The organism is uncultured Algibacter sp., from assembly GCF_963976535.1.
GTDB lineage: Bacteria > Bacteroidota > Bacteroidia > Flavobacteriales > Flavobacteriaceae > Algibacter_B.
In genome coordinates, this window is the sequence record NZ_CAXBLF010000050.1 from 1 (window position 1) to 26,075 (window position 26,075).

Sequence of the window (26,075 nt, forward strand, 5' to 3'; positions counted from 1 at the left end):
AGAAAGAGGTAGATGCACCACCATTAATAATACGTAATCTAACTTTTTCTCCAGGATTAAATTCTGGATATTCAATGGATTCTTCACCGTTAATTAAAAAGGCAGGATAATATACGTCAGCTATATCTGCACCTTCCATACGTTGTCTCCAAAAATTCAGTTGTGCTCCAAAAGCTCCGCGGGCTATGACTTGATTAAGAGGTGTAGATGTCCCTTTTCGTAATCCATACCATTCATTGCCACGTTTTAAGTTACGCAGTACATGCATTGGGTCTTCATTAGTCCAATCGGATAGCATTAGCACCAACTCTTTATCATACTTCAAGGTTTCGTGTTTTGGATGGATAACAAAGGATCCAAAAACCCCACTTTGTTCCTGTAATAGCGTGTGCGAATGGTACCAATACGTGCCAGATTGATTTAGGGCAAACTCATATTTTTGTGTATGTCCAGGTTCAATAGGCGGTGTAGTTAGATAAGGAACACCATCATAGAAATTAGGCAATAAAAGTCCGTGCCAGTGGATGGATGTTTCTACACTCATTTCATTTTTAACGTAAATTACGGCATACTCCCCTTCGATAAATTCCAATACGGGTCCTGGAATACTGCCGTTTATAGTCATGCCTTTTACAGCTTTACCAGTTTTATTAATGATTGCCTCATTAATAGTAAGTGTGTATTCCTTTACTGGTAAATTATCAACATTTCCCTCAACAGATTTTTCTGTTTGGGCATATAGAGCTGTACTCGCAATAAACATTGCAATAAGGTACATACTGTTTTTTAAAAAAAATCGATATTTCATTTCTAAATAGTGTTGATAATTTAACCAGTCAAATTAATGTGCTAATACTATTGATTCTTTGAATAACTTACATAATTCGCTTTGGATTCAAAATAAGCCACGTCTCCTTCTTCTTTCATTAACACAATATAAGCTTCAGTTTTATCAACTGGTTTTTTACTTAAAGGATCAATACCTGTTCTAGCTGTTTCATTATTGTTTAATGTACCAACACACATTTGGCAGCAGCCATAGTAGGTTTTGCCATTTACTGGAACTGGTATTTGAGGTTTGGCCATATACGCATCGTTTACCATACATACCAAATCATTTGGTATTTGAGACCCAACTTGATATTTTTGTTGAGTTTCCTGAATTGTCTCTTTTTGTGCAGTGACAACGGTCGTTTCTTTAACCTTGTTTTGTTTAGTTGTTGAATTACAAGCCACCATACTAAAGGCTACTACTAATAGTAATGCTAATTGTTTTACTAAATTTTTCATTTTATTTCATTTTAAATTGAATATTATTTTAATAATTTATTATTTATCTAATTTTATATTTCGCAATCGCAAAGAATTTGAAATCACGGAAAAAGAACTAAATGCCATAGCTGCTGCTGCAATAATCGGCGAAAGTAATAGCCCAAAAACAGGATATAAAACACCTGCTGCCAATGGTACTCCAAGTACATTATAGAAAAACGCAAAAAATAGGTTTTGTTTAATATTTTTCATAACGGCATGACTTAAATTTTTGGCTTTTACAATACCCAATAAATCCCCTTTTACCAGTGTCACTTCCGAGCTTTCAATAGCTACGTCTGTACCTGTTCCCATGGCGATACCAATATCAGATTGTGCCAATGCAGGTGCATCGTTAATACCATCACCTGCCATAGCCACTACTTTACCTTGATTTTGTAATTCTTCAATGAACCTTAATTTGTCTTCAGGCAAACAATCGGCTTTAAAGCTTGACAGCTTTAGCTCTGCAGATACAGCTTTAGCAGTGTTTTCATTATCACCAGTCATCATAATAACATCAACTCCTTGTTTTTGCAAGGATGCAATGGCTTGTTTACTGGTTTCTTTTATAGCATCGGTTATGGACACATAACCAACAACCTCCTTGTTTACCGAAATATAAGACACGGTTTTACCCAATTTTTGTTCTTCAATAATTTTAGCATCTATCTCCGTAGGGATTGATGCATTTACTGTTTGCATTAATTTTTTATTACCTAATGCAACTTTGTTGGTATTTACTGTTCCTACCACACCTTTTCCGGTAACGGCTTCAAAATCGTTAACTTCTTCTAATATTATCTGCTCTACTTTAGCATATTTTACCACAGCTTCAGCAAGAGGATGCTCACTATATTGGTTAACGGATGCTATGTATTTAAGCAGTAATTTGTCGTCATTGGTTTTGGATAAATCGACTACTTTTTCAACCGATGGTTTGCCTTCGGTAATGGTGCCCGTTTTATCGGTTATCAATACATTGACTTTGTCTAGGTTTTCTAGGGCTTCTGCGTTTTTAATAAGTACCCCATTTAAAGCGCCCTTGCCAACACCGACCATTACAGACATGGGTGTTGCCAAACCAACAGCGCATGGGCAAGCAATAATTAATACGGCGATGGCATTAACAAAAGCATAGACCATAGCTGGTTCGGGACCATAATAACGCCATACTAAAAAGGTAATTACCGCAACAACAATAACAATTTGCACAAAATATTTAGAAATTTTATCTGCCAGTTTTTGTATGGGTGCTTTAGAGCGGCTTGCATTATTTACCATTTGAATGATTTGCGATAGTAAGGTATCAGAACCCACTTTTTCGGCCACCATAACAAATGATTTATTACCATTTATAGTACCAGAGCTTACGGCTTCTCCTTCGTGTTTATCAACAGGAATAGGTTCTCCTGTAATCATGGATTCGTCAATAACACCATGCCCTTCATGAATTTTGCCATCAACCGGGATTTTATCACCTGGTTTGACGCGTAATAAATCTCCTTTTTTAATATCGTGTATTGAAATGACTTTGTCTTCACCACCTAGTGTCACCAATGTCGCTTCACTAGGTGCTAACTTTAATAATTCTTTTATGGCACCACTGGTCTGGCTGTGTGCCCTAGCTTCTAAAAGCTGTCCTAATAATACCAGCGTTAAAATAACTGTGGTTGCTTCAAAATACACAAAAACAGTACCTGCTTCGGTTTTAAACTGGTCTGGAAAAAGTTCTGGAAAAATCATTCCAAACACACTAAAAAGAAAAGCGACTCCTGTACCAATACCAATTAGGGTAAACATATTGAGATTCCATGTTTTTATGGACTTCCAACAGCGTACAAAAAACATCCAACAGGCATAAAAAACTACTGGAAGCGATAGTACAAACTGTACCAAGTTCCAGTTTTCCTGTGATGTATAATCCAATAAAAAGTTATTTGGAATAAAATCTGCCATGGCAATAAACAACACTGGAACGGTAAATAGTGTTGCAATTTTCATTTTTTTAAGCAATTTCTTATAGGTCTTGCTCTCTTCACTTTCTGAAGGTTCCATAGGTACCAAATCCATACCACATATAGGGCAGGATCCTGGCGAATCCTTAATGACTTCTGGGTGCATTGGACAAGTATATTGGACGTCTTGAACCGCTTTTGGTTGTTCTACCAAATCCATGCCACACACTGGGCAACTGCCTGCTTGATTGTATGTTTTTTCACCTTCGCAGTGCATAGGGCAATAAAACACACCATTGCCATCTTTTACAGGTTCGTGATGGTGCTGGTGTTCTGTTTCATGCGCGTGGTTATGGGCATTGGTATGGCCTTCTGCATGTTTTGGCACAAGTTTCATCTTACAAACAGGGCAATTTCCAGGTTTGTCGTAGGTTTTATCGCCTTCGCAAAGCATGGTGCAATAATATGCTTCACTTACACTTTTATGTTGCTCTGAGTCATGATGGTGCTGTGTGTGCTCACCATTATGCCCCGGCATCTCAATAGTGTAATGTAACCCCGATTTTAAGAGCCTTTCTTGTAAGGTATTGATTGAAACATGTGAAGTCATTTCTATAACAACTTCATTCGTATCTAAATTTGCATTGACTTTAGTCACTTCTTTTAAATTACTTAAAGAAGTTTCCACATTGGCTTTACAACCATGACATGTCATTCCAGTTATTTTATATGTGTGTTTCATATCTATTGATTTAATGGTTAGAAAAAGATTGCCTGTATTAATTTTATAATTAAAACCGAAATACAAATGTCTTTAATTTTTTATGCTATGTTGTGCATAATTCAGACTAAAATGTATAAAATTTACCTAGCTCTGTACCTTTAAGAACGCTTTTACATGAGTAAATCCACAAGCCCATTTAGAGATTACCCATTTCTTTCGCCGGTTCTAATCCTTACTCGGCTTTCAACATTGCTCACATAAATCAAACCATCACCGCTTTTACCTGTATATGCGTGTTCTTTTATTATTTCAACAATGGCACTTTCATCTTCTTTATTACATACTATTTCCAATTTTGCAATCTTGTAGTGCAAATAAGGGTGCTTTAAACTTGGGTATTCTTTATCTGGATCGGAAAAATTTCCAGAACCATCGCCTTCAAAAATGCTAAAACAACAAAAACTATTATTTTGCAAATTTAATGCTACATCATTTACTTTTTTTGTGCGTATAAATGCTTTTATTTCTTTCATGATTTTATCTTTTTTTTTTTGATTAATAAGCTGGCTTAAAAATGTCATAAAAGGCATTGATAAACCAGCTTCTGCTATTAATCACATTGACTTAAATATTTCTTTTACACTTCCACAACTGGCCATAGCTTCATCCATATAAGGGTTTACAATTTTATTGGAATTTGAAAACCAGTACGAACCGCCATTGTTTGCCATTGGACAAAAATTCTTGTAAATTTCACCTTCAACCACGTTATCTTTTAATAAAGGCTCAAATGCTGTTGTAAGTTTTGAAAAGACAATACGCTGATATATAATATTAGACTTTGATGCCATGTCTTCCGCCACTTTTTGGGCATTAGTAGCTTCACCGTATTTCTTTAAAATCCCAGCAAGCATTTTAGACGCTTTTTGTGCCTTTTCAGAATTAGCTTCAACTAAAGCTTCCTTTATCATGCTATAGTGCATGTATGCTTTGGTAAGGTTTTTATCGTTTAACTTTACCATAGATTTATCATGATCCATCATACTATGATCGCCTTGTTTCTTGTTCATCTTACCATGATCATGCTGTGCATTTATAACATTTGTAATACTCATAATTAGAGCAATTATTACTACTGTTTTTAATTTTAATTTTTTCATCTGTTTTTGTTTTTTTATTATTTTACAATGACTGTTTTTGTGTCTCCACATGTCAACATTTTTGCTCCTAAATATGGGTTTTTAATAGGTTCGTCAAGGCTTAACCAATAAGCACCTTTATTGTTGTCGGCCATTGGGCAAAATTGTTCGTACACTTTTTGGTTTACCCCAAATAATTTTACACCTTTTGATAAATGTGCCGATAAATGCTTAAAATGACTGCGCTGTTTTTCGATATCTTCTAGTTCAGAAATAGAACTTGCAGATCCAGAAATTTCTTTTGAAATAGTCATCCAGTGGTTATGTGCATTATGATCTGTCAATTGCTTCATATCTACTTTTTTCATGGCAGCCAATAACGTTTTGGCTGAAGCACTTGCTATACTGTTATCGTCTCCTACAAGGGCATCTTTTAATTTAATATAGGCATTAAACACTTGCTCTAATTGACTTTTAAAAGCATCGGTAGTGGTAATGCGTTGGTTCATATCTGTATGATCAGAATCATTTTCCATTTTGGTATGGTCTGAACTTGTTTGACCTTGCATTTTTGAATCGGTCATGTCCATTTTAGAATGATCTACACCATCAGCTTTAGCATCATCGCCCATATCCATGCCACCGTGGTTATGCCCCATACTGACCTTTCCGCCTTCTGGATTCATCATGCTTTTTTGACCCAATAATTGTGCAGAGGCATCAATCCTGAACACCCCATTTGTGGCAACAGTTTCACCTTCTTCCAAACCTTCCTGAACTATATAAAACTGACCCATATCTTGTCCTAAGACAACTTCTCTGTAAATAAAAGAAATGGTTTTTTCGTGTGGCACTTTTACATAGACTACGGCACGTTTTCCTGTCCATAGTACTGCCGATTTTGGAATGACAATGGTATTCTCCATCCCTTTCATTTTTGCTTTAATGATACCACTAGCAAACATTTCAGGCAATAACTTGTTTGATGGGTTATTTACCTCTACACGTACTTTGGCAACCCTTGTATTAGAAGATACAAAAGGATCGACATAGGTGATTTTACCTTCAAAGTCTTTTCCAGGAATAGCTTGTATGTTAAAGCTTACCTTGTCGTTAACGTGTATCCAAGGAATATCTGCTTCGTATGCTTCAAACATAACCCAAACGGAACTTAAATTAGCAATATCAAACAAATTACCACCTGCCATAATATAATCTCCTAACTCAACATTTCTACTCATAACGTAACCAGAATGATCGGATAAAATATCGATTTGTTCCTGCACAACTCCTGAGGCTTCAATAGCCGCGATTTGTTTGTCAGACAGTTTCCAAAGCTTTAATTTATTGCGTGATGCGGTATAAAGTTGTGGGTAAATATCCTTAGACTTGATAGCTTCAAACAATTCTTTTTGTGCAGAGATTAATTCCGGTGAATAGATACGTACTATTTTTTGACCAGTATACACTTTTTCGCCTGTAAAATTAACGTACAATCGTTCTATACGACCTGGTATATGAGACACTTGAGAATACAATCTACGCTCATCAGGTTTTACACGACCCAACAATCGTATTTCTTTCTTGGCACTAGACTTTTCAACTACTGTAGTCTGAATATTTGCCAATTGATAAGACTGTTCGTTCATTACAATTTCGTCGTCTGCAATGTTTTCTGAAGAATCACTTGAAGTTTCTAATGGAATTAAGGTCATTCCACAAATAGGACATTTTCCTGGTTTTTCCATTCTAATTTGTGGATGCATGGAGCAAGTCCATAATTGTGTTACAGGGTCTTGAACATATTCGTGTTCGCCATCTGTATGTGTTGTTGCTGAGTCTCCACCAGAAAACACATTTCCTAAAATAATTCCGAGTATTAAAATACCGGCTGCTATGATATATTTTTTATATTTTTTCATGTTATTCATTTTATTGTCCTATTAAATAATCCATAAATGCCGCTGCAGCATTTTTATCGGTTAATGCTTTTTGATGTTCTAATTCGTATTTTAATAATTGGCGTTGTATACGCAGCACCTCTTCAAAGTCTTTAGCGTTTGTAGAGTACGATATAATAAGTATATCCAATGCTTTTTTAGCAATTTTGGATTGGGTCATGTTTAAATCAATACGTCTGTCGCCATCATTAAAATCTTTATGTGTATTTTCATAAACCGAACTCAAGGTGTTCTTTTTATCCTCTTTTCTAGATATTTCAGCTTCTTGTCTGAATTGTGCTTCTTTAATTAACGCTTTATATTTTTTACGATATAAAGGAATGGTTACACCAACCGATGGAAACAAGAACACGTCTTTACCATTATCTGATGCTGTTGAATTAGGGTTGTCACCAACTATGGTATAATTTACACCAACATTAAACTTTGGTAAGCCTTCTTTTTTAGCTACAATCTCCTGATTTAAAAAGGCGTTTAATTTATGTTCTATACTTTTAATTTGATGGTTTGAAGCATAGATTTCATCGAGCATATCCAATTGTTCTAAAGGAATTTCTTCTTGCCACAATACTTCTGGAACTAGTACTTCAGAAGTATCTTCTCTGTTTAATAAGTTGTTAAACTTTACTCGTAAAACATCTTTTGTATCCAAAAACAGTTCTAATTGATTTTCCAAATCGTTTAGTTCCAATTCAACACGTAGTTCATCCACAATAGAAGCCTTTCCTGCTTCAATTTTAACTAAAGACAGGCGTTTAAAAACTTCGAGAATTTCAATATTCTCTCTAGTTATTTCAATAGCCTTTTCAATAAAATAATAGTTGTAATAGGCTGTTTTTACTTCAAAGAAAATATTGGATTTTGTGTTTTCGAAATCTTCGTACACGGCTTTTGCCATTTCGGTTGCAAAATCCTCTTTAGCGCTTAACAAACCAAACCAAGGAAAGCTTTGCATTAAATTAAAGTTTGCTCTTTGCGGCCCAACCCTTGTTTCTGCAGGCTGGATAAAATATCCAAAAGCAAAAGTAGGGTCTGGTAAAGTACCTACCTGAGGTACTTTTTCCATAGCAGCCATATAATCATTAAACTTTGCCTTTAGGGCAGGGTTATTATTGGCTGCTATTTCTAAATAGTTATTTAAATTTTCTTGACTAAAAATACTTGTTGTAAATAGTACAACTAAACTCAAGAAAAAATATTTTTTAGTATTCGCTATCATCTTTATAAATTTAAGCATTACTTCTTTTTAATTGTTTTTTTAATCCTTTCTCTTTCCACATACTGTAAAGTACAGGTACTACAAACATGGTCATGACCTGTAAAAGCATACCTCCAAATGAAGGGATTGCCATAGGAATAACCACATCAGAACCTTTACCAGTAGCTGTTAATACAGGGATTAAAGCGATGATGGCTGTTGCTGCGGTCATCATTGCAGGGCGAACCCTTTTGGAACCTGCTTCAATTACCGAAGCCCGTATATCTTTGACCGTATCTGGATTCTTCTGATCAAATACCTGAGTCAGATAAGTTCCCATAATAACGCCATCATCGGTAGCAATTCCAAATAGTGCTATAAATCCTACCCAAACGGCGACGCTCAAGTTTATGGTATGCAGCTGAAACAAATCACGCATTGGGACTCCAAATGCATCAAAGTTCAAAAACCAACCTTGGCCATATAACCAGATCATGATAAAACCACCTGCAAAAGCAACAAATATGCCTGAGAATACCATAAGTGAGGGCACCATAGATTTAAACTGGAAATATAGTATTAAGAGAATTACAATTAACGATATAGGCACCACAATCATTAAACGTTTTGATGCCCTAATTTGATTTTCGTAATTACCCGTAAACCGGTACGTCACACCATCTGGTAATTTAAATTCACCTGAATCCATTTTTTGCTGGATAAGTGCCTGTGCGTCTTCAACCACATTGGTTTCCGCATAGCCATCTTTCATATCAAAAATAACATAGCCTGTTAAAAAGGTATCCTCACTCTTAATCACTTGAGGCCCTCTAACATAAGTAACATCCGCTAATTCGCCCAATTCAACTTGAACACCTGCGGGCGTGGGTATTAATATCTTTTTAATATCATCAGGATTGTCCCTAAACTCCCTTGCATAGCGTACACGTACAGGAAAGCGCTCACGGCCTTCTACTGTTGTGGTCAACTGTCTTCCCCCAATGGCAACCGAGAGTTGCATTTGCATGTCTTTTATGGTCAATCCATACCTAGACATTGCCTGTCGGTTAAGTTTCATTTCCAAATAAGGTTTGCCAACAACGCGATCGGCAAACACCGTTGGAGGATTAACACTAGGGACTTCTTTTAGAATATTCTCCAGTTCAAACCCAACTTTTTCAATCACTTCCAGTGTGGGCCCAAAGACCTTTATACCCATTGGGGCCCGCATTCCGGTTGCCAACATAATCAATCGTGTCTGTATAGGTTGTAGCTTTGGTGCCGAAGTCAATCCCGGGAATTTGGCGTGTTTAACAATTTCATTCCAAATGTCATCTGGTTTCTTGATATGTTCTCGCCATTGTCTAAAGTTTTTACCGTCATCATCTTGAATAAGTTCTTCTTCCGTTATTTTACGAAATTCATCGGTACCATAGGTATAGGTAGTCTCATCCTTTAAAACAAAAGCGTCGTGTTTATTGACTTTAAAACGTGCTCTGTGCCCATCTTCATCCAGAATATATTCTGGAACATAATTTATGGTATTTTCATACATGGATGTTGGCGCAGGATCTAAGGCAGAGTTTACACGCCCCCATTTTCCTACCGCAGACCCAATTTCAGGTATGGTCATTAAGTGTTTATCAATACTTGCAATAACCTCCATGTTCTCGGTAATACTTGAATGAGGCATGGTCGTTGGCATCAGTAAAAAAGACCCTTCATTCAAGGCTGGCATAAACTCTTTACCCAGCCCAGGGAAGGTTTTGTCCAATTTTTCCCAAACCACATTATTTTTAGTGAATTCCGGCATAAAACCAAGGACTTTGCCAATCCCTAACCAAATGGTTGCACCGAAGAAAACCACGAGAATGGGGATCAATAAAAATTTCCATTTATTATCCAAACACCAGGTTAAGATGCTTTTGTAAAAATGCACTATGGCCATTAATGCCCCCAAAACAAAACCTATGACTATTATCACAAAAATAAAGTTGATAAATGTGGAGTTTGATACTCCCAAAGGCATCCATTCTATAGTCAGAAAATAGACTAAAATTACAATTGCGATGGCTATATTGACATAATTGGCTATTTTTTCTGAATAAGGAAGTTTTATTTTTCCTTTCAAAAATGTTTTTTCTGGTACATGCGTAAGCAAATTATTTATACCAATGGCAATTAGGGCTATGGCAATAACGCTTCCATAAGCGATCAGGAAAACAAATCCAAAACCAATCAAGGTTGCATTAAATATTCGGTTCGTTCGCTTTGTGTTAATTCTAATGGAAAACAAAATTTTTGCTAAGGCAGGAATAAACATAATTCCAATAAACAGAGCTGAAATCAGCGCAAACGTTTTGGTCCATGCTAAAGGTCTAAACAACTTCCCTTCGGCAGCTTGCATAGCAAAAACAGGTAAGAAACTCACTACTGTGGTTGCAAGAGCAGTAATTACAGCCGATGCCACCTCCACGGTGGCTATATATATGACCTGTACTAATTTTTTACCTTTTACGCCTTCATTTTCGGGCATTTCTAAATGCCGCACTATATTTTCGGTAAAAACTATCCCGACATCAATCATGACCCCAATAGCAATGGCTATACCCGAAAGGGCTACAATGTTGGCATCTACACCAAAATATTTCATCAATATAAAGGTCATCAACACGCCAACGGGTAATATACTTGAAATTAATACGGAAGCTCTAAGATTAAGAACCAATACGATTACCACCAAAATACTAATCAATATTTCATGCGAAAGCGCTAGTTCGAGAGTTCCTATGGTTTCCTGAATTAGACCTGAACGGTCATAGAAAGGCACTATGGTCACCTTAGAAACGGTACCGTCGGCCAGAATTTTAGAGGGCAAGCCTGGGGCAACTTCTTCAATTTTATCTTTCAGGTTTTGGATCACCGCTTGTGGATTGGCACCATAACGTGCTACAACCACTCCACCAACAGCTTCTACACCACTTTTGTCTAGTCCTCCTCTACGACCTGCTGGCCCAAACTGTATTTTGGCTACATCCTTCAATCGTATGGGCACATTATCCCTTACCGTAACAACACTTTCTTCTAGATCACTTAGGTTTTTAATATACCCTAAACCCCTTACCAAATATTCGACTTTATTAAACTCTAAGGTTCGTGCACCAATATCAAGATTACTGTTTTTTACAGCGTTCATAATCATACCAACATCTACGTTATTGGCTTTCATGGCATCCGGATCAATCTCAACTTGGTATTCCTTTAAAAACCCACCAATGGAAGCAACTTCTGAAACGCCGCTTGCTGCCGTTAAATAATAACGTACATAAAAATCTTGAATAGTTCTTAATTCTTGCGGATCCCAGCCTCCAGTTGGTTTGCCTGTTTTGGCATCTCTCCCTTCTAAGGTGTACCAATATACTTGTCCTAAAGCTGTTGCATCAGGTCCTAAAGCTGGTGTTACTTCTCGAGGAACTGTTCCTGGAGGTAATGAATTTAGTTTTTCTAGAATACGAGTCCTACTCCAGTAAAAATCCACGTCATCCTCAAAAATTATATAAATACTTGAGAGGCCAAAAATGGAATTGCTTCGAATGGTCTTTACACTAGGAATACCCAACAAAGCTGTTGTAAGGGGATAAGTGACCTGATCCTCAATATCTTGAGGAGATTGCCCCATCCACTCTGTAAATACAATTTGTTGGTTTTCGCCTATATCAGGAATAGCGTCAACAGGCACTGGATTTCGCTCTATTATTGAGGAATCCCAATTAAAAGGTGCTGTAATAATTCCCCCAACAATAAATGCGGCGAGTAATAGAAATGTTATCAACTTGTTTTCAAGAAAATAACGGATAGTTTTATTTAACATAAATTTTGATAATTAAACAATTAAACATTGGTATAAAGAAAATACCGAATACCTGCCTACCGGACAGGCAGGCAAAAAGCCATCCAAATGGATAAATAGCCATTGGATAATAAAGTTTATTGTTTAAAAATCAAATTAAATAAGTCTCACCAAGCTTGTAGATATTCTTGACAATAAGTGGTGGTGGGTATTCTGAAAATGAAGATACTTTGTTTTCTATACCTTCAAAAAGGTTGATATAAGTATATATAAATGAAGCAACAAAAATTTGCTGATTATATGTAAGACTGTTAAATGAAACACTTAACTCATTTTGTCCACTTATGGAAATTTGCTGATTGTTACAGCAAGTATTTCCTTCAAGGGTATCTTTTGTTGATTTAGTTTGTGCTAAATCCATACCACAGCTTTCAACCGAACCAAAGAAAGATGAATCCACTAAAAAATCACCACAATAATGACTTTCAATAGTGAAAGACACTGTTGATAACATGACTAATAATGCCATTAAAAAGGATGATATTTTATACAAAAATTGCTTCATTTGCGTCGCAAAGTTAAAAAAAATTGATTACAATTCAATTGTTTAACAAAAATTTAGATTTTTAAAATTATTATTTGTTTTAAAATAGCAGTGTTATTTTGATTATTTTGAAACCTACATTCCTAATCAATAGTGTCCAGTTAAAGACATAAGACCGCTACGCTGTAAGAACCAAGAATCAAGACTTGATTGTAACTAATTGATAAACATTGATTTTTAAATTCATACCATTCTAAAAAATAAAAATTTTCAGTAATTGCAAAAAGCAACCCCTTTTTTTTATAAGCCTTGAAAACCCTGTGTTCACAATGGTTTTCATTAAATGAACTATTTTTAATCGGACAATAGTAATTCTAATATAAAATACAACGAACTCCACTAATTATCTTTGCAAATTAAAGACAGCTATCCGTTATATTTCATGATAAATATCATCATTGCTTAAATTTATGGTTTGTTCAATACTGTTTTTGACAATGATGATTAGTCTTGAAACCAAAAATTAAGAGCTCAATTAGTACTGTTTATAATGATTAGTCTCAATGCATAGAAAATTATTAAGAATTATTCTAAATAATATTGGATTTTTAAAAACAGTCTATTACATTTGCCAACTATTTAAATTGATTCTAAATAACACCGCAAATGAAATACCTTATTTTTTTTATAGCCATTTTACAGTTTCCTTCAATATGGGCACAAAAAACTCCAGCAAAAGAAGACACTACAAAACTAAAAACAGAACGACTAAAAGAAGTCATTCTTACAGGGCATACCATGCTTGGCAGTAAATTTGAGATTAAAAACAAAACCGGATCTGCAAGCTATATTTCAAAGGAAGAGTTAAAAAAATTCGCTTATACAGATATTAATAGAACCTTGCAAACGATCCCTGGAGTGAACATCTATGAAGAAGATGGTTTTGGATTGCGCCCAAATATAAGTCTGCGAGGGACATCACCAGAGAGGAGCGCAAAAATCAATTTAATGGAAGATGGTGTGCTCATAGCACCTGCTCCTTACAGTGCACCAGCAGCATATTATTTTCCTACCATCGGACGGATGGAAGCTTTGGAAATACTTAAAGGCAGTAGCCAGATACAATATGGGCCCAATACAACTGGTGGTGCCATCAATATGTTATCGGCACAAATTCCCAATGAACTTTCTGGTAGAGTCTTGATAGCCGCAGGTAATTACAATTCAAGAAAGACCCAAGTGGCATTAGGCGATAGTTTTAAAAACTTTGGTTTTGTAACCGATTATTTCAATTATAATTCCGATGGATTTAAAGCACTTGATGGTGGTGGTAATACGGGGTTTGACAAGTCTGATTATTCCGCAAAGTTCAGACTCAATACAAACATGGATGCCAAAACCTATCAGTCGCTAACATTTAAAATTCAATATTCCGAAGAAAAAGCAAACGAAACTTATTTGGGATTAACCGATGAAGATTTTGAACAGAATCCCTACAGAAGATATAGGGCATCATCAAAAGATGTTATGAATGCCGAACACCAGCAATATCAACTAACACATTTTATAAAATTGGCGCCTTCATTAGTGGTAAATACCACCGCATATATAAATAAGTTTAAGCGCAATTGGTACAAACTAGATGATATAAATCTAGGAGAACGTGTAAATATTAATAAAGTACTTTCAACTCCAGAAGATTATCCCTTGGAATACCAAACCCTTCTGGGGAATAATAACACGCAACCAGATGTATTCGGGATAAAAGCAAATAACAGAACCTATACATCTAATGGCATCCAATCAATTGCTAAATTAAAATGGGGCACAAATGGGTTACAAACCTTGGAAGCGGGCATTCGCTACCACGAAGATGATGAAGACAGATTTCAGTGGGTGGACAGATATGCTTTCCAGAATAAAGAGTTGATACGTACAACCGTGGGTGAAAAAGGAACAGATGCCAACCGTATAAGCAATGCAAAAGCATTGGCGGCACATGTACTGGGCACCATCCGTATTAACAATTTAACTTTAACCCCTGGTTTGCGGTACGAAAACATAACATTGGGCAGATTGGACTATGGTAAAAATGACCCATCCAGAACCGGTCAAGATTTGGCAACACGAGATAACAATGTAGAGGTTTGGATTCCCGGTTTGGGCGCAAATTATAGATTCAATAATAATGTCTCGCTTTTCGGCGGGGTACACAAAGGGTTTTCACCCCCAAGCAATACACCTGGACAGGATGCAGAAAAAAGTGTAAATTACGAGTTAGGAACCCGATTTAATCATAAAGGGTTAAAGGGCGAGTTGGTGGCCTATTACAACGATTATCAAAACCTACTGGGAAGTGACTTGGCGGCAACCGGAGGCACGGGGAGTCTTGACCAATTTAATGCAGGAAAGGTTCGCGTAAGTGGCATAGAATTTTTATTGAACTATGACTTTTTACAAAATGCAACCGAACAATTTAAGCTTCCTGTAACCTTATCTTATACCTTAACAGATACCGAGTTCTTGACAAATTTTGATAGCAATGAAGACATATATGGAGTAGTGACTAAAGGTGACGAGATACCATATATTGCAAAAAATCAATTGAGCTTGGGCATTAATTTACAACATAAACGGTTTGATGTAAATATAAGTTCTAGGTATATTGGTGCGCTTAGAACCAAAGCTGGTTCTGGATCTATACCAGAAAAATTTAAAGTCGATTCAAACATAATTATGGACTTTTCTACGCGTTATTTTTTGAACAAACACGTAACCTTATCCTCTAATATTATCAATATATTTAATACTGTTTATGCAGTGTCCAGAGTGCCTGCTGGTTTAAGACCTGGACATCCTTTTGGAGTTAACTTTTCTATGACTTATGACTTTTAGAAAGCAGCTAATCGTTAAAAAAATGACTTTTGTCATCTTTTTGTTTAATCTTTAAATTTAAATTTGCCCAATTCAAATATCGTTTTTAGTATTCAAAACACTAATTATTGAATTTATGAACTAAATTTTTTAGTATCAAAATATTTTGAATGTAAGACAATAATTATTAAATTTATAAAGTGAAATCTTATTTTACTAAAATATTATCCTTCTTTTTAGCAGTTTTTGTACTGTTTTCCACATCTTCATTTACGGTGAGTATGCATTTTTGCTGTAATAAATTGGTTGATATGGCCGTTCTTGGCACTGCGCAAGATTGTAAAGATAAAGTTCAAAAAAAAGATATTCCTTCCAAGAACTGCGCAACATTTCAAGATATAGGGTGTTGCAGCAGTGAAGCGTTTGTAAAAACAGGAGATGACACTATAAAAATGGCTAACCATGAGTTTCAGGCACAAGATATCGTTTTCCTAAACACTTTTTTTTATACGTATATAAATTTATTTGAAGGGCTAGATAAAAATGAGGTTCCTTTTAAACATTATAAACCACCCTTGTTATTCAAGAACATACAAACGCTCCACCAGATTTACTTAATTTGATTTTCTAAACCTTACCTTAGATTAAATTTAATCTACAACCATTTATAGCTATAATTATAATTTTGGCTAATACGTGTTGTACCCATTTCTAAATAACATTATATTTGATATCATAAAGTCAAGACCGTTAAGCTATTTAATTTAAAACACAATAGCAATACATTAATGATTATGAGCACGACAAAAGAATTTTGGATTAAAAATATGGTATGCAATCGCTGCATAAAAGTGATTAGGCAAGAACTGCTAGATCTTGGAGTAACTATACTTTCTTTAGAATTAGGAAGACTCTTGGTGGAAGTGCCCAACAACACTGATAATAACATTATTAGTGAAGTAAAGGCTGTACTTCACGCCAATGATTTTGAAATTGCACAAAGTGAAGAAGACATGCTTGTAGAAAGAATCAAAATAATTTTAATAGAACAATTGCAGGAGTTACCACTACATATAAAAGTAAAAACGTCTGAACTTTTGGCATCAACGCTTCATCGTGACTACAAAACATTGAGCAAATTATTTTCCGCCAATGAGAAAACCACTATTGAAAAATACTTTATCAGGCTAAAAAATGAAAAAGCAAAAGAACTTATTCAAATGAAACAGCACTCTTTTTCTGATATTGGCTATTTGTTGGATTATAGTAGCGTAAACCACTTGTCAAGACAATTTAAAGAAGTAGTGGGAATGAGTATGACAGATTATAAAAACACAGAAAACTGGAAACGTAATTTCTATGATGAAATTATATAAATAACTAAGAAAGTTATGTAGATGACAAGTCTGCATAGTCATTAAATTTATCAACCCTTAAAATCAAATAGAATGAAGCAAGAATGAAAAAAAGAATAAAGTAAGAATGAAAAAGAATTAATCAAATAATAAAAATAATAAAATGAAAACAAAAAAAACTATAATGAGTTTAGCACTCACAGGTGTACTGTTCGCTTTGTTAGTGAGCTTTATTTCTGTACCAGAGCGTAATAATTACGAAGCTATTCAACAAAAAAAATGGGTAGCCCCTGCCAGTGCAGATAAGATAGTTAACCCTTTAAAAGGAGATGTAAAAGCTGCAGCTTCTGGCAAAAAGCTTTATAAAGTGCTGTGTCTTGTATGCCATGGTCCAAAAGGCAAAGGCGATGGTATGGCCGGTGCAGGATTAACTCCAAAACCAACAAATTTAACTAGTGAAGCATTTCAATCACAATCAGATGGTGCTATTTTTTGGAAAATTGCCGAAGGTAGAGCGCCTATGGCTAGCTACAAATCATCTATTCCAGAAAAAAAACGCTGGGAAATTATTAACTACATAAGAACACTTAAATAATGAAAAAGCTAATTATATTATTACTATTTGTTGGATTTGGCCATATTACTTTTGGGCAAACGTACAACAACTTTGAGACTGATAGCATAGCAGAATCCGAACCTTACAAACCAAGCAAGACCCAGTTCATGATTAGAGGTTATGGCCATACTGGATTAAACTTTATGGATACCGAAGGCGAAAAGGAATCTTCTTATGTAGGTTCAGCATTTGCACCAATTTTCCTGTTCAAGCATTCTGACAGACTTATGTTTGAAGCTGAGCTTGAGTTTGTGCTTGAAGGCAATGAGCTTGAAGTAGGCTTGGAATACGCAGATGTTATGTATATATTAAATAAGAACATGACGGTTCGTGCTGGTAAATTTCTGCTTCCTTTTGGTACGTTTATGGAACGGTTACATCCTGCTTGGATTAATAGGCTTCCAACAACACCATTAGGCTATGGTCATGATGGAATTGCACCTTCATCAGGAATTGGAGTTGAATTAAGAGGTGCTTTTGATCTTGGAGGACCAAAACTTAATTATGCTGTATATTCAACCAATGGTCCAAGACTAAAGGACGGCAGTCTAGAACCCGAAGAAGCAGGCATGCTGTCGTTTCAAAATTATGAAGACAACAATACCAGTAAAGCTTTTGGTGGACGTATTGGGTTATTGCCCTTTGCAGATTCATCTACCGAAATAGGGTTTTCAACATATTCAACAAGTAATGCTGGAACATCAGATTCAGAATACGAAAATACTGGAGCATTCTTATATGCAATCGATTTTGCTTTCGTAAAACAAATTCCAGCAATCGGTGGATTTATTGATATTAAAGGGCAGTACAATAATTCTGATATTGATGATGCTACTTATATTGAGATAGAGGACGATGTAGAAGAAGAATATACTTTTGATAACAAGAGTGACTCTTTTTACGCTCAATTAAGCTATCGCCCAACAATGGCTAGTAGTGATTTCTTGAAAAAATTAGAGCTAGTAGGAAGATATTCTAACTTTAATGCTCCGGAAGGTGCTGAGTGGGAAGAACAGTCTGATCAATATGCCTTTGGATTAAACTATTGGTTAACTTGGAGATCGGTTATAAAAGTGGCATATCAGACAACAGATAGTGCTGGCGGTCATGATGGTGGTGGTACAGCAAATGGTTTCTTTATGCACTGGGCCATCGGATTCTAATAAACTTTATAAAAAACCTTAAAATTATGAAAACAATACATAAAATATTTGTCGCTGGAATTATGATCCTCATCACAGGAGGAATGATAGTTGGCTGTTCGTCATCAAAAAGCGCTTACATTGCTGCAACAGATGTTCAAGAGGAATTCAAAATGGAAAAATCTGGTGCCCAAATGTGGGGAGAAGCCTGTAACAGATGCCATTTGGCTCCTTCACCAGCCGATTATAATGACACAGATTGGGAAACCATAAGCTTACACATGAGAATACGCGCAAATCTTGCTGAAAATGAAATTGCAAAAATTGAAACTTTTCTAAAATCTGCGAATTAATAGCTGATAGCCCATTCCCTTTGTTATAACTAAATAAACCATTGGGAATGGGTTTATTAAAATGAATTATTAAAAGGCATAATATTTTATTGATTGTTCGTAAAGAATCATAGATTGATAAAGTACGTCATTTTGATTCTGTTTCAGAATCTCATAAAAACATGAGTAAACCACTTCAATACGAGCATGCTACACTCTACAATAATTTCCGTTCATAGTTTAATTTAAGCAAAGTATTTTCCTTTTCTAAACCTGGCGCCTTTACATAATTTTGCTATCATCTTTTCTGTACCATATTCATTTACTGTGATTACAAAATAACCCTTACTTCAAAATCATCCTCCTATAATTGTTTTCTTTACTTTTAGTCAACGCTGAAACACGGCCCTTACTAGTATACTTTTTACCATCTTAACTATTTTTGTGCTCTGTACATGGCATCACTGTGAATTAAAAAATGCACACCGTCAATCATTTATTCCTATTTCTAAAAATCCATCCTCCTAACGCTTCTCTATGTCTTCACAAAATTCAACTAAAATCAAATCCACTTCATCTATAAAACAACCCGCTTATATTTTTCACTACTAGCAAAATGATACCCTAAAACGCTAACGCTGCAACGCGCATGAATATATTTACTATGCTGTAATTTTGAGCGACAAAGCAGTAATTTTTGCCAAGTAAGCTTCAAGGGATGAGTCCTAAAGCGCATCAAAACAATAAGATGAGGCTCTGAAATAAATTCAGGGTAACGAGATAGTATAGATAACACACACATGGCATTGTTTGAAAGTAAGAAATAACATAAAAAAACATGTGGTTTCTCCATAAATTTATTCTATTAATTTATTGTAAATTTAGTTTCACCAATAATCTATATGGTAGATAGGATTGAGTAGGACAATAACTGAAAGCACCAAAAAATGAAAACTAAATTTCTGTGGCGAAATTATATAAATAACAACGAAAGTAATACAGATAGAACTGAAGTATCTTAACTAAATTTGATGAAACCTAAAACAATTCAACATGAAAAATATACTCATAGTATTACTGCTACTTCCTTTAATAGGATTGACACAAACCCTAGAAAATATAGATTATATTTCACCTTTTCATAATGAGGTTGCCGCAGTAAAAAAAGGAACCGAATGGGCCTTTATAAATAAAGAAGGAGAGACTGTTATAGATTTTAGAAATGATTTGGTGTTAACCAAAACAGACAATGAAAACTATCCCATATTTAATTCTGAAAGAAGCCTAATCGCAAGCAAAAAAAAGGGTATAACCTATTTCGGCTATATCGATAAAAGCGGAAAAACTGTTATTGAGCCACAATTCCTCAATGCCACCAATTTTAAAAATGATGTGGCTGTTGTATTAAATTTAGTTAAGAAACAACTTGGCGGCAATGAACTAATGAAAAACGTGGTGAGCTATCATTATTTCGAAGTGGTTATTGAAAAGGATGGGAAAATAAATCAATATTTAACTGAAGATCCTATACACATTACGCTTACTAAAGAGAAGATGAAAAACACCCCTGTAATTACATCCAAACTAATCTCAAACAACTTGGTTGCGGTAAAAGCGAACAACAATAAATGGATCTTAAAAAAAATAAAATAATTAATAATATTAAAAACTAATAAAATGAAAAAAAATCACTGGATATGGATGGTTATAGGTTGTGGGCTACCACTTTTATTCATCTTTTTAGCACCATCGTTTGGTATAGGAAGCGGTTCGGCTCTTTTTATATTTATAATTGCAGTGTTTGGCTTTCATTTATTAATGCCTCATGGGTCTCATGGGCATGGTGGACATGGTGGAGACAAGAATGACAGTCAAAATCATTCTGGTCATAACAATACTGGTCACGACCATAGCAAGGAAGAATCGACAGAGAAGCCAACAGAAAAGCACAAAGGGCATCAACATCACTAAAAGCTAAACACCATGAAACTAAAATTTCTAATAAACGGAATCAGTTGTGGAGGATGTGTTGCAAGGGTCAAGAAGACGCTGGAAGAACATCCCAATATTGAAAAAGTACAAGTTTTCTTAACACCAAAAGGAGCAACACTCATCACAATGAAAGAAGCACTTTCTGTAGATGAATTACAAAAACAGCTCAATACGCTTAACGGATACACAATTACCGAACTAAATCAATAACAATTAAAACCTAAAAATTATGCATTTATACGACGGACATTTTGGAGGTATGCACCTAATATGGTGGATTATATGGTTTGTTTTCATTGTCTGGATATTCTTCATCCCTGTAGATATCCCATATCAAAAAACAAAAAAAGAAAGCCCACTGGAAATTTTGAAAAAACGTTTTGCAAAAGGCGAAATATCTAAGGAAGAATTTGAAGAATCAAAAAAGGTTTTAAACTCGAAAAAATAATTATTAAAAACTTAGAATATGAATTACTACGGCGGGATGCATTTTATATGGTGGATTATCTGGCTCATTTTATTGGTCTGGATTTTTTTTATACCCACAGATATCCCATATCAAAAAACAAAAAAAGAAAGCCCACTGGATATTCTTAAAAAGCGTTTGGAAAAAGGCGAAATATCCAAGGAAGAATTTGAAGAATCTAAAAAGGTTTTAAACTTGGAATAATAAGTTCTAAAAATTAACTGAGTACATGACAAAAATTGATAATATATCGGATGTCAATCTGAGCGCAGTCGAAGACATTGGAAATATCGTATTCAAAAGCATTTCGACTGCGCTCAATGTGACACTTTTATATTTTTGTCATGTACTAAAAAAAATTAATTAAAAATGAAAACAATACTAAAAAAAACAGCAGGAGTGATTTTGATAGCTCTAGTACTATCTGCTTGCTCACAAAAACAAGAATATTCTATAGGCGATATGCTTAAAGACCCATCACAACAAGAAAAGGTTTTAGCAATAATGATTGATGATCACGACCTAGGTCAAAAGTATATTGGTAAGATGATGAAAAATGACCATGCAACAGGCATGATGGTGGACGAGTTGGTGAAGGCTGCAGCAAAAGACACCATATTGGCAGGCAAATTAAGCAACATGATTACCAAATACCCTGAACTTATGGTGCTCACTAACCATCATTTTATGCCCATAATAGCTGCCGATGAACATTTAAGCGACACTTTTTGCGACCACGCCTTGGAACATGAGGGTATCGCTAAATCAATGTGTCAGAAAATGAAAGACAAAGAAGGCATGGAACCTTGCCATTAATTAATATCTTAAAACAACTAAAAATAACAAATTATGTATCGATTAAACATAAAAAAACTCGGTTTTGCTTTTGGTCTTACAGGAGCTTTAATCTATTTGGGCTGTATGATTGTAATGATGACAGCAGGACAAGAAGGCAGTATTGCCTTTTTTAACAGCCTCTTACACGGTTTAGATACTACCAATATTATTAGAATGGACGTTTCCATGTTGGAAGCATTCTTTGGTGTTATTCAAACATTTATACTCTTTTGGCTAATTGGCGCAAGTATTGCAGGATTTTATAATGCTCAAATCAAAAAAGGATAATTTATTATTTACCAAAAAAAAGATCTTATTCAATTTGTTATAACCTATTCCTTCTGTAATATATGTAACATGCAGTTTGGAAATCGTCATGGTCTTTTGAATTTAGAACACCGCTATAAAATAGAATTATAAAAGTTTAAAAAGGCTATGGCAAAAATAAAGATCATATTCATTCATTTATTGTTGGGAGTGGGCGTATTTTATTTCTTAGTGCATCCATTTACAATGGTGCTCTACTGGTTTGAATACAGTAATACGCCCTTTGCAACGTCGCTCTTTCTGGAAATTTTAAATGAACGCTTTCTGGAATCCTTCAGTTTTAATATGAAGGGAATGAGTACTTTATTAACACTTCTTGGAGGCATTTTAGGCTTGGTATCTGGCTTTTTTTGGAGCCAGCTTAAAAAGAAAGATAGTCTAATAAATGTACAACAGCGCTTATTGCAGAGAGACATTGCCGAAATTATTGCAGATGGCGAAAATGAAAAAGTGGAATTCAAATCATCTATTCGTTATGACTATTTTAGGAAAGCCACCAACCGTGATTTGGAAATAGTTATCGCCAAAACCATTGTAGGTTTTATGAATACAAAAGGCGGGAAATTGATTATAGGCGTTGACGACGAAGGAAACACCTTGGGGCTAGAAAACGATTATAAAACACTCAAGCACAAAAACAAGGATGGCTACGAGCGTGCCATTTTCAGAATAATATCTACGCAGTTAGGCCACGAGGCATGTTTTAGCAATCATATTTCTTTTTATGTTATAAATGAAAAAGAAATATGTGTGGTTGATATTGAACCTTCCAAAGAACCCGTGTATGTAAATGATGGAACGAGTACGACCTTTTATGTGAGGACAGGTAACGCCACTTATCCATTAACAGTAAAAGAAACCGTTGATTATTTAAAAACCCAAAAAACATAAAATTATGCAGTACGTCTGGTTTATATGGTCGCTTATTATTCTTGCCCTTTGGGCAATTATTTATGTATCAAAAAAAGGGGTTAGAAAAGAAATGCTCAAAATGAGCCTAATTACCATGCCATTTGGTTTAACAGAACCCTTGTTTGTACCAGAATATTGGATACCACCTTCGCTGTTTGATTTGGCCGAAAAAACAGGCTTCGATATCGAGAGCCTTATTTTTTCTTTTGCCATTGGTGGAATAGGAACGGTGCTCTATAATCTAATTTTTAAACGTGGTCTTGCAGAAATACCACATTCCGAACGCGGTCACCAGAGGCATCGTTTGCATATTTATATACTCTTTATTCCGGCACTAGTATTTATCATATTGGCGTTGTTTACATCGCTCAACCATATTTATTGTGGCGTTATAGCATTGTTCATCGGTGGCCTTGCAACACTTTATTGTCGCCCAGATTTAAAAGGAAAAATATGGATTGGGGGAGTTTTGTTTACAGTACTTTACTTCATTTATTTTGGAAGTATCCTTCCGTTTTATCCTCAATATGTAGAGCTTTACTGGAATCTAGATAACCTAACCCATATTCTTGTCTTGGGCATTCCTATTGAAGAATTATTATTCGCCTTCACTTTTGGGATGTACTGGTCGGGACTTTACGAACACCTCTATTGGCGAAAACTAATTCAATCAGAAAAAATTTAACACTTAAAAACAATTAATATGAAACAAGTACAATCAAATCAAAAAAACATTGCTACCCAAGTTGTAGCTTTAAAGAACTCAATTGGTACGACGTACCAACTATCCGTTAGCGTATTATTCCTCTTACTGCTATCACTATTGCTGCTATCTTGTTCCGATAAGAAAAAACAAGTTGTTGAAAGTGCACCGCAAGTTAATGCAGAGCAACAATCAAAGACTAATGATGCTATGGCTTCTACACAAAACTATGAAATAGTTCCCAACAAAAAAGTGTGTATGGTCAACGATAGGTTTATGGGAATAGACCAATTACCGATTGACGTCAACGGAATTATGTACTACGGTTGCTGTGAAGACTGTGTTGAAAAATTACAAAAAAATTTGGAGAATGTCCGCTTCGGAAGTAATCCTCTCAATAATTCAAAAGTAGATAAAGCTTCGGCAGTCATTGTTCAAGATAAAAGCAGCGGAGGTGTTTTTTACTTTGCTTCCAAAGAAGATGCCAACACATTCATTCACCAAAATAATTCTTAATCAAGGAACGTATTACAATAAAATATTGTCAAAAAAATGAAAAATCTTAAGCCACAATCTAATATGGATCATGCCAATTGTAAAATAATAGATACAATTTGCCTACCAGACACCAAACTGCCTCGTGTGGTTATTATTGGTGGAGGATTTGCAGGTTTGGCACTGGTAGAAAAATTGAAACATCAAGAAGTACAGGTCGTCATGTTCGATAAAAATAACTTTCATCAGTTTCAGCCTTTACTCTATCAAGTTGCAACAAGCGCCTTGGAACCAGACAGTATTGTGTTTCCTTTCAGAAAACAAATTAAAGGGTATAAAAATGTCATCTACCGTATGGCAGAAGTTGAAGAAATACAACCTTCCTTAAATACAGTTGTAACCAACAAAGGAAGTATTCATTATGACTACCTCGTATTGGCAACGGGAACAACTACCAATTTTTTTGGGATGGATAACGTAGAAGCCAATAGCCTTGGGATGAAAGATATCCGAGATTCTTTGAACATACGCCATATGATGCTGCAAAATCTAGAACAGGCTGCCATAACCTGCGATGATGAAGAACGCGATGCCCTTACCAATTTCGTTATTGTTGGTGGTGGGCCCGCTGGTGTGGAGATGGCAGGTGCATTGGCCGAATTCTGTAAATACATACTTCCCAAAGATTACCCAGAGTATCCATCATCTATAATGAAGATTTATTTAATAGAAGGCTCAGATATGTTAATAGCAGCCATGTCTGACAAAGCTTCAACACAAACTCTAAAATATTTAAAAGAGCTAAACGTAAATGTGTTATTTAATGAGATTGTAACAGATTATGACGGAAAAGTAATTACAACCAAAAATGGCACACAAATCCATGCCAAAAATTTAATATGGACGGCGGGTGTTAAAGGGCAATTACCTAAAGGAATTGATAAACAACATCTAGTAAACGGCAACCGCTTAAAAACGAATGAAAATTTGCAGGTTGACGGATTTAATAACGTTTTTGCAATAGGAGATATTGCTGCAGTTATAAACAACGATACACCAAAAGGACATCCGCAGGTGGCTCAGGTAGCTATTCAACAGGGAAAATACTTAGGTGAATTACTGTTAAATATGTTAAAAGACAAACCTATTATTAAACCTTTCGAATATAAAGATAAGGGATCGTTAGCAACGGTAGGTAAACGTAGAGCAGTAGCCGATTTGGGCAAATTCAAGTTCGCAGGTTATTTTGCCTGGTTACTATGGTCTATCGTGCACTTGATGTCTATAAGCGGATTTAGAAATAGATTGATGGTTGGTTTTAATTGGGCGGTAAGCTATT

Annotated in this window: 26 protein-coding genes; 17 read left to right on the plus strand and 9 right to left on the minus strand. The window is 35.3% G+C overall.

Features of this window, described 5'->3' with window-relative positions; all coding sequences use genetic code 11:
* From AAC024_RS12360 to AAC024_RS12400, 9 genes are all read right to left on the minus strand, one after another.
* The coding region (locus tag AAC024_RS12360) for a multicopper oxidase domain-containing protein (RefSeq protein ID WP_339895790.1) at positions 1 to 808 on the minus strand (808 nt) is incomplete at its 3' end.
* Between the two features lie 47 nt (positions 809 to 855).
* Positions 856 to 1,290, minus strand: a complete 435-nt coding sequence (locus AAC024_RS12365; protein ID WP_339895791.1) for a hypothetical protein — start codon at positions 1,288 to 1,290, stop codon at positions 856 to 858.
* Between the two features lie 39 nt (positions 1,291 to 1,329).
* Positions 1,330 to 4,011, minus strand: a complete 2,682-nt coding sequence (locus tag AAC024_RS12370; RefSeq protein WP_339895792.1) for a heavy metal translocating P-type ATPase — start codon at positions 4,009 to 4,011, stop codon at positions 1,330 to 1,332.
* Between the two features lie 185 nt (positions 4,012 to 4,196).
* Positions 4,197 to 4,526 carry a P-II family nitrogen regulator gene (locus AAC024_RS12375; RefSeq protein ID WP_339895793.1) on the minus strand — a complete coding sequence of 110 codons (330 nt, stop codon included), beginning with the start codon at positions 4,524 to 4,526 and terminating at the stop codon, positions 4,197 to 4,199.
* An 81-nt stretch (positions 4,527 to 4,607) separates the two neighbouring features.
* Positions 4,608 to 5,153 (minus strand): DUF3347 domain-containing protein, encoded by a 546-nt coding sequence (locus AAC024_RS12380; RefSeq protein WP_339895794.1) that lies wholly within the window; start codon positions 5,151 to 5,153, stop codon positions 4,608 to 4,610.
* 17 nt (positions 5,154 to 5,170) lie between these two features.
* A complete protein-coding gene (locus AAC024_RS12385) occupies positions 5,171 to 7,054 on the minus strand; it encodes an efflux RND transporter periplasmic adaptor subunit (RefSeq protein WP_339895795.1) in 1,884 nt (627 codons plus the stop codon).
* A gap of 10 nt (positions 7,055 to 7,064) precedes the next feature.
* Positions 7,065 to 8,312: a TolC family protein gene (locus AAC024_RS12390; RefSeq protein WP_339895796.1), complete on the minus strand. Its 1,248-nt coding sequence runs from the start codon at positions 8,310 to 8,312 to the stop codon at positions 7,065 to 7,067.
* Between the two features lie 10 nt (positions 8,313 to 8,322).
* Positions 8,323 to 12,162 carry an efflux RND transporter permease subunit gene (locus AAC024_RS12395; RefSeq protein ID WP_339895797.1) on the minus strand — a complete coding sequence of 1,280 codons (3,840 nt, stop codon included), beginning with the start codon at positions 12,160 to 12,162 and terminating at the stop codon, positions 8,323 to 8,325.
* Positions 12,163 to 12,292: 130 nt separating this feature from the next.
* Positions 12,293 to 12,706 carry a hypothetical protein gene (locus AAC024_RS12400; protein WP_339895798.1) on the minus strand — a complete coding sequence of 138 codons (414 nt, stop codon included), beginning with the start codon at positions 12,704 to 12,706 and terminating at the stop codon, positions 12,293 to 12,295.
* A gap of 645 nt (positions 12,707 to 13,351) precedes the next feature.
* On the opposite strand from AAC024_RS12400, the gene AAC024_RS12405 reads away from it, so the two are divergent.
* The 17 genes from AAC024_RS12405 to AAC024_RS12485 form a co-directional block, all read left to right on the plus strand.
* Positions 13,352 to 15,580 (plus strand): TonB-dependent receptor, encoded by a 2,229-nt coding sequence (locus AAC024_RS12405; RefSeq protein WP_339895799.1) that lies wholly within the window; start codon positions 13,352 to 13,354, stop codon positions 15,578 to 15,580.
* A 179-nt stretch (positions 15,581 to 15,759) separates the two neighbouring features.
* Entirely contained in the window at positions 15,760 to 16,182 is a 423-nt protein-coding gene (locus tag AAC024_RS12410; RefSeq protein ID WP_339895800.1) for a hypothetical protein, read from the plus strand.
* Positions 16,183 to 16,353: 171 nt separating this feature from the next.
* The gene (locus AAC024_RS12415; RefSeq protein WP_339895801.1) at positions 16,354 to 16,935 is read left to right on the plus strand and encodes an AraC family transcriptional regulator; all 582 of its coding nucleotides are present in this window, start codon (positions 16,354 to 16,356) and stop codon (positions 16,933 to 16,935) included.
* A 142-nt stretch (positions 16,936 to 17,077) separates the two neighbouring features.
* Positions 17,078 to 17,509 carry a cytochrome c gene (locus AAC024_RS12420; RefSeq protein ID WP_339895802.1) on the plus strand — a complete coding sequence of 144 codons (432 nt, stop codon included), beginning with the start codon at positions 17,078 to 17,080 and terminating at the stop codon, positions 17,507 to 17,509.
* Complete coding sequence (locus AAC024_RS12425) at positions 17,509 to 18,693, plus strand: porin (RefSeq protein ID WP_339895803.1); 1,185 nt, start codon at positions 17,509 to 17,511, stop codon at positions 18,691 to 18,693. The genes AAC024_RS12420 and AAC024_RS12425 overlap by 1 nt, the downstream gene beginning before the upstream one ends.
* A 26-nt stretch (positions 18,694 to 18,719) precedes the next feature.
* A complete protein-coding gene (locus AAC024_RS12430) occupies positions 18,720 to 19,025 on the plus strand; it encodes a hypothetical protein (RefSeq protein WP_339895804.1) in 306 nt (101 codons plus the stop codon).
* A gap of 1,032 nt (positions 19,026 to 20,057) precedes the next feature.
* The gene (locus tag AAC024_RS12435; RefSeq protein ID WP_339895805.1) at positions 20,058 to 20,657 is read left to right on the plus strand and encodes a WG repeat-containing protein; all 600 of its coding nucleotides are present in this window, start codon (positions 20,058 to 20,060) and stop codon (positions 20,655 to 20,657) included.
* Positions 20,658 to 20,681: 24 nt separating this feature from the next.
* Entirely contained in the window at positions 20,682 to 20,975 is a 294-nt protein-coding gene (locus AAC024_RS12440) for a hypothetical protein (RefSeq protein ID WP_339895806.1), read from the plus strand.
* A gap of 12 nt (positions 20,976 to 20,987) precedes the next feature.
* Entirely contained in the window at positions 20,988 to 21,206 is a 219-nt protein-coding gene (locus AAC024_RS12445) for a cation transporter (protein ID WP_339895807.1), read from the plus strand.
* Between the two features lie 19 nt (positions 21,207 to 21,225).
* Complete coding sequence (locus tag AAC024_RS12450; protein ID WP_339895808.1) at positions 21,226 to 21,444, plus strand: SHOCT domain-containing protein; 219 nt, start codon at positions 21,226 to 21,228, stop codon at positions 21,442 to 21,444.
* 18 nt (positions 21,445 to 21,462) lie between these two features.
* Positions 21,463 to 21,666 (plus strand): SHOCT domain-containing protein, encoded by a 204-nt coding sequence (locus AAC024_RS12455; RefSeq protein WP_339895809.1) that lies wholly within the window; start codon positions 21,463 to 21,465, stop codon positions 21,664 to 21,666.
* A gap of 165 nt (positions 21,667 to 21,831) precedes the next feature.
* Complete coding sequence (locus AAC024_RS12460) at positions 21,832 to 22,278, plus strand: hypothetical protein (protein ID WP_339895810.1); 447 nt, start codon at positions 21,832 to 21,834, stop codon at positions 22,276 to 22,278.
* 33 nt (positions 22,279 to 22,311) lie between these two features.
* Positions 22,312 to 22,587 (plus strand): DUF5676 family membrane protein, encoded by a 276-nt coding sequence (locus AAC024_RS12465; protein ID WP_339895811.1) that lies wholly within the window; start codon positions 22,312 to 22,314, stop codon positions 22,585 to 22,587.
* A gap of 147 nt (positions 22,588 to 22,734) precedes the next feature.
* Entirely contained in the window at positions 22,735 to 23,517 is a 783-nt protein-coding gene (locus tag AAC024_RS12470; RefSeq protein ID WP_339895812.1) for an ATP-binding protein, read from the plus strand.
* 4 nt (positions 23,518 to 23,521) lie between these two features.
* Entirely contained in the window at positions 23,522 to 24,223 is a 702-nt protein-coding gene (locus AAC024_RS12475) for a lycopene cyclase domain-containing protein (RefSeq protein ID WP_339895813.1), read from the plus strand.
* Between the two features lie 18 nt (positions 24,224 to 24,241).
* The gene (locus tag AAC024_RS12480; protein ID WP_339895814.1) at positions 24,242 to 24,757 is read left to right on the plus strand and encodes a hypothetical protein; all 516 of its coding nucleotides are present in this window, start codon (positions 24,242 to 24,244) and stop codon (positions 24,755 to 24,757) included.
* A gap of 36 nt (positions 24,758 to 24,793) precedes the next feature.
* On the plus strand, positions 24,794 to 26,075 hold a 1,282-nt coding region (locus AAC024_RS12485; protein WP_339895815.1), incomplete at its 3' end, for an NAD(P)/FAD-dependent oxidoreductase.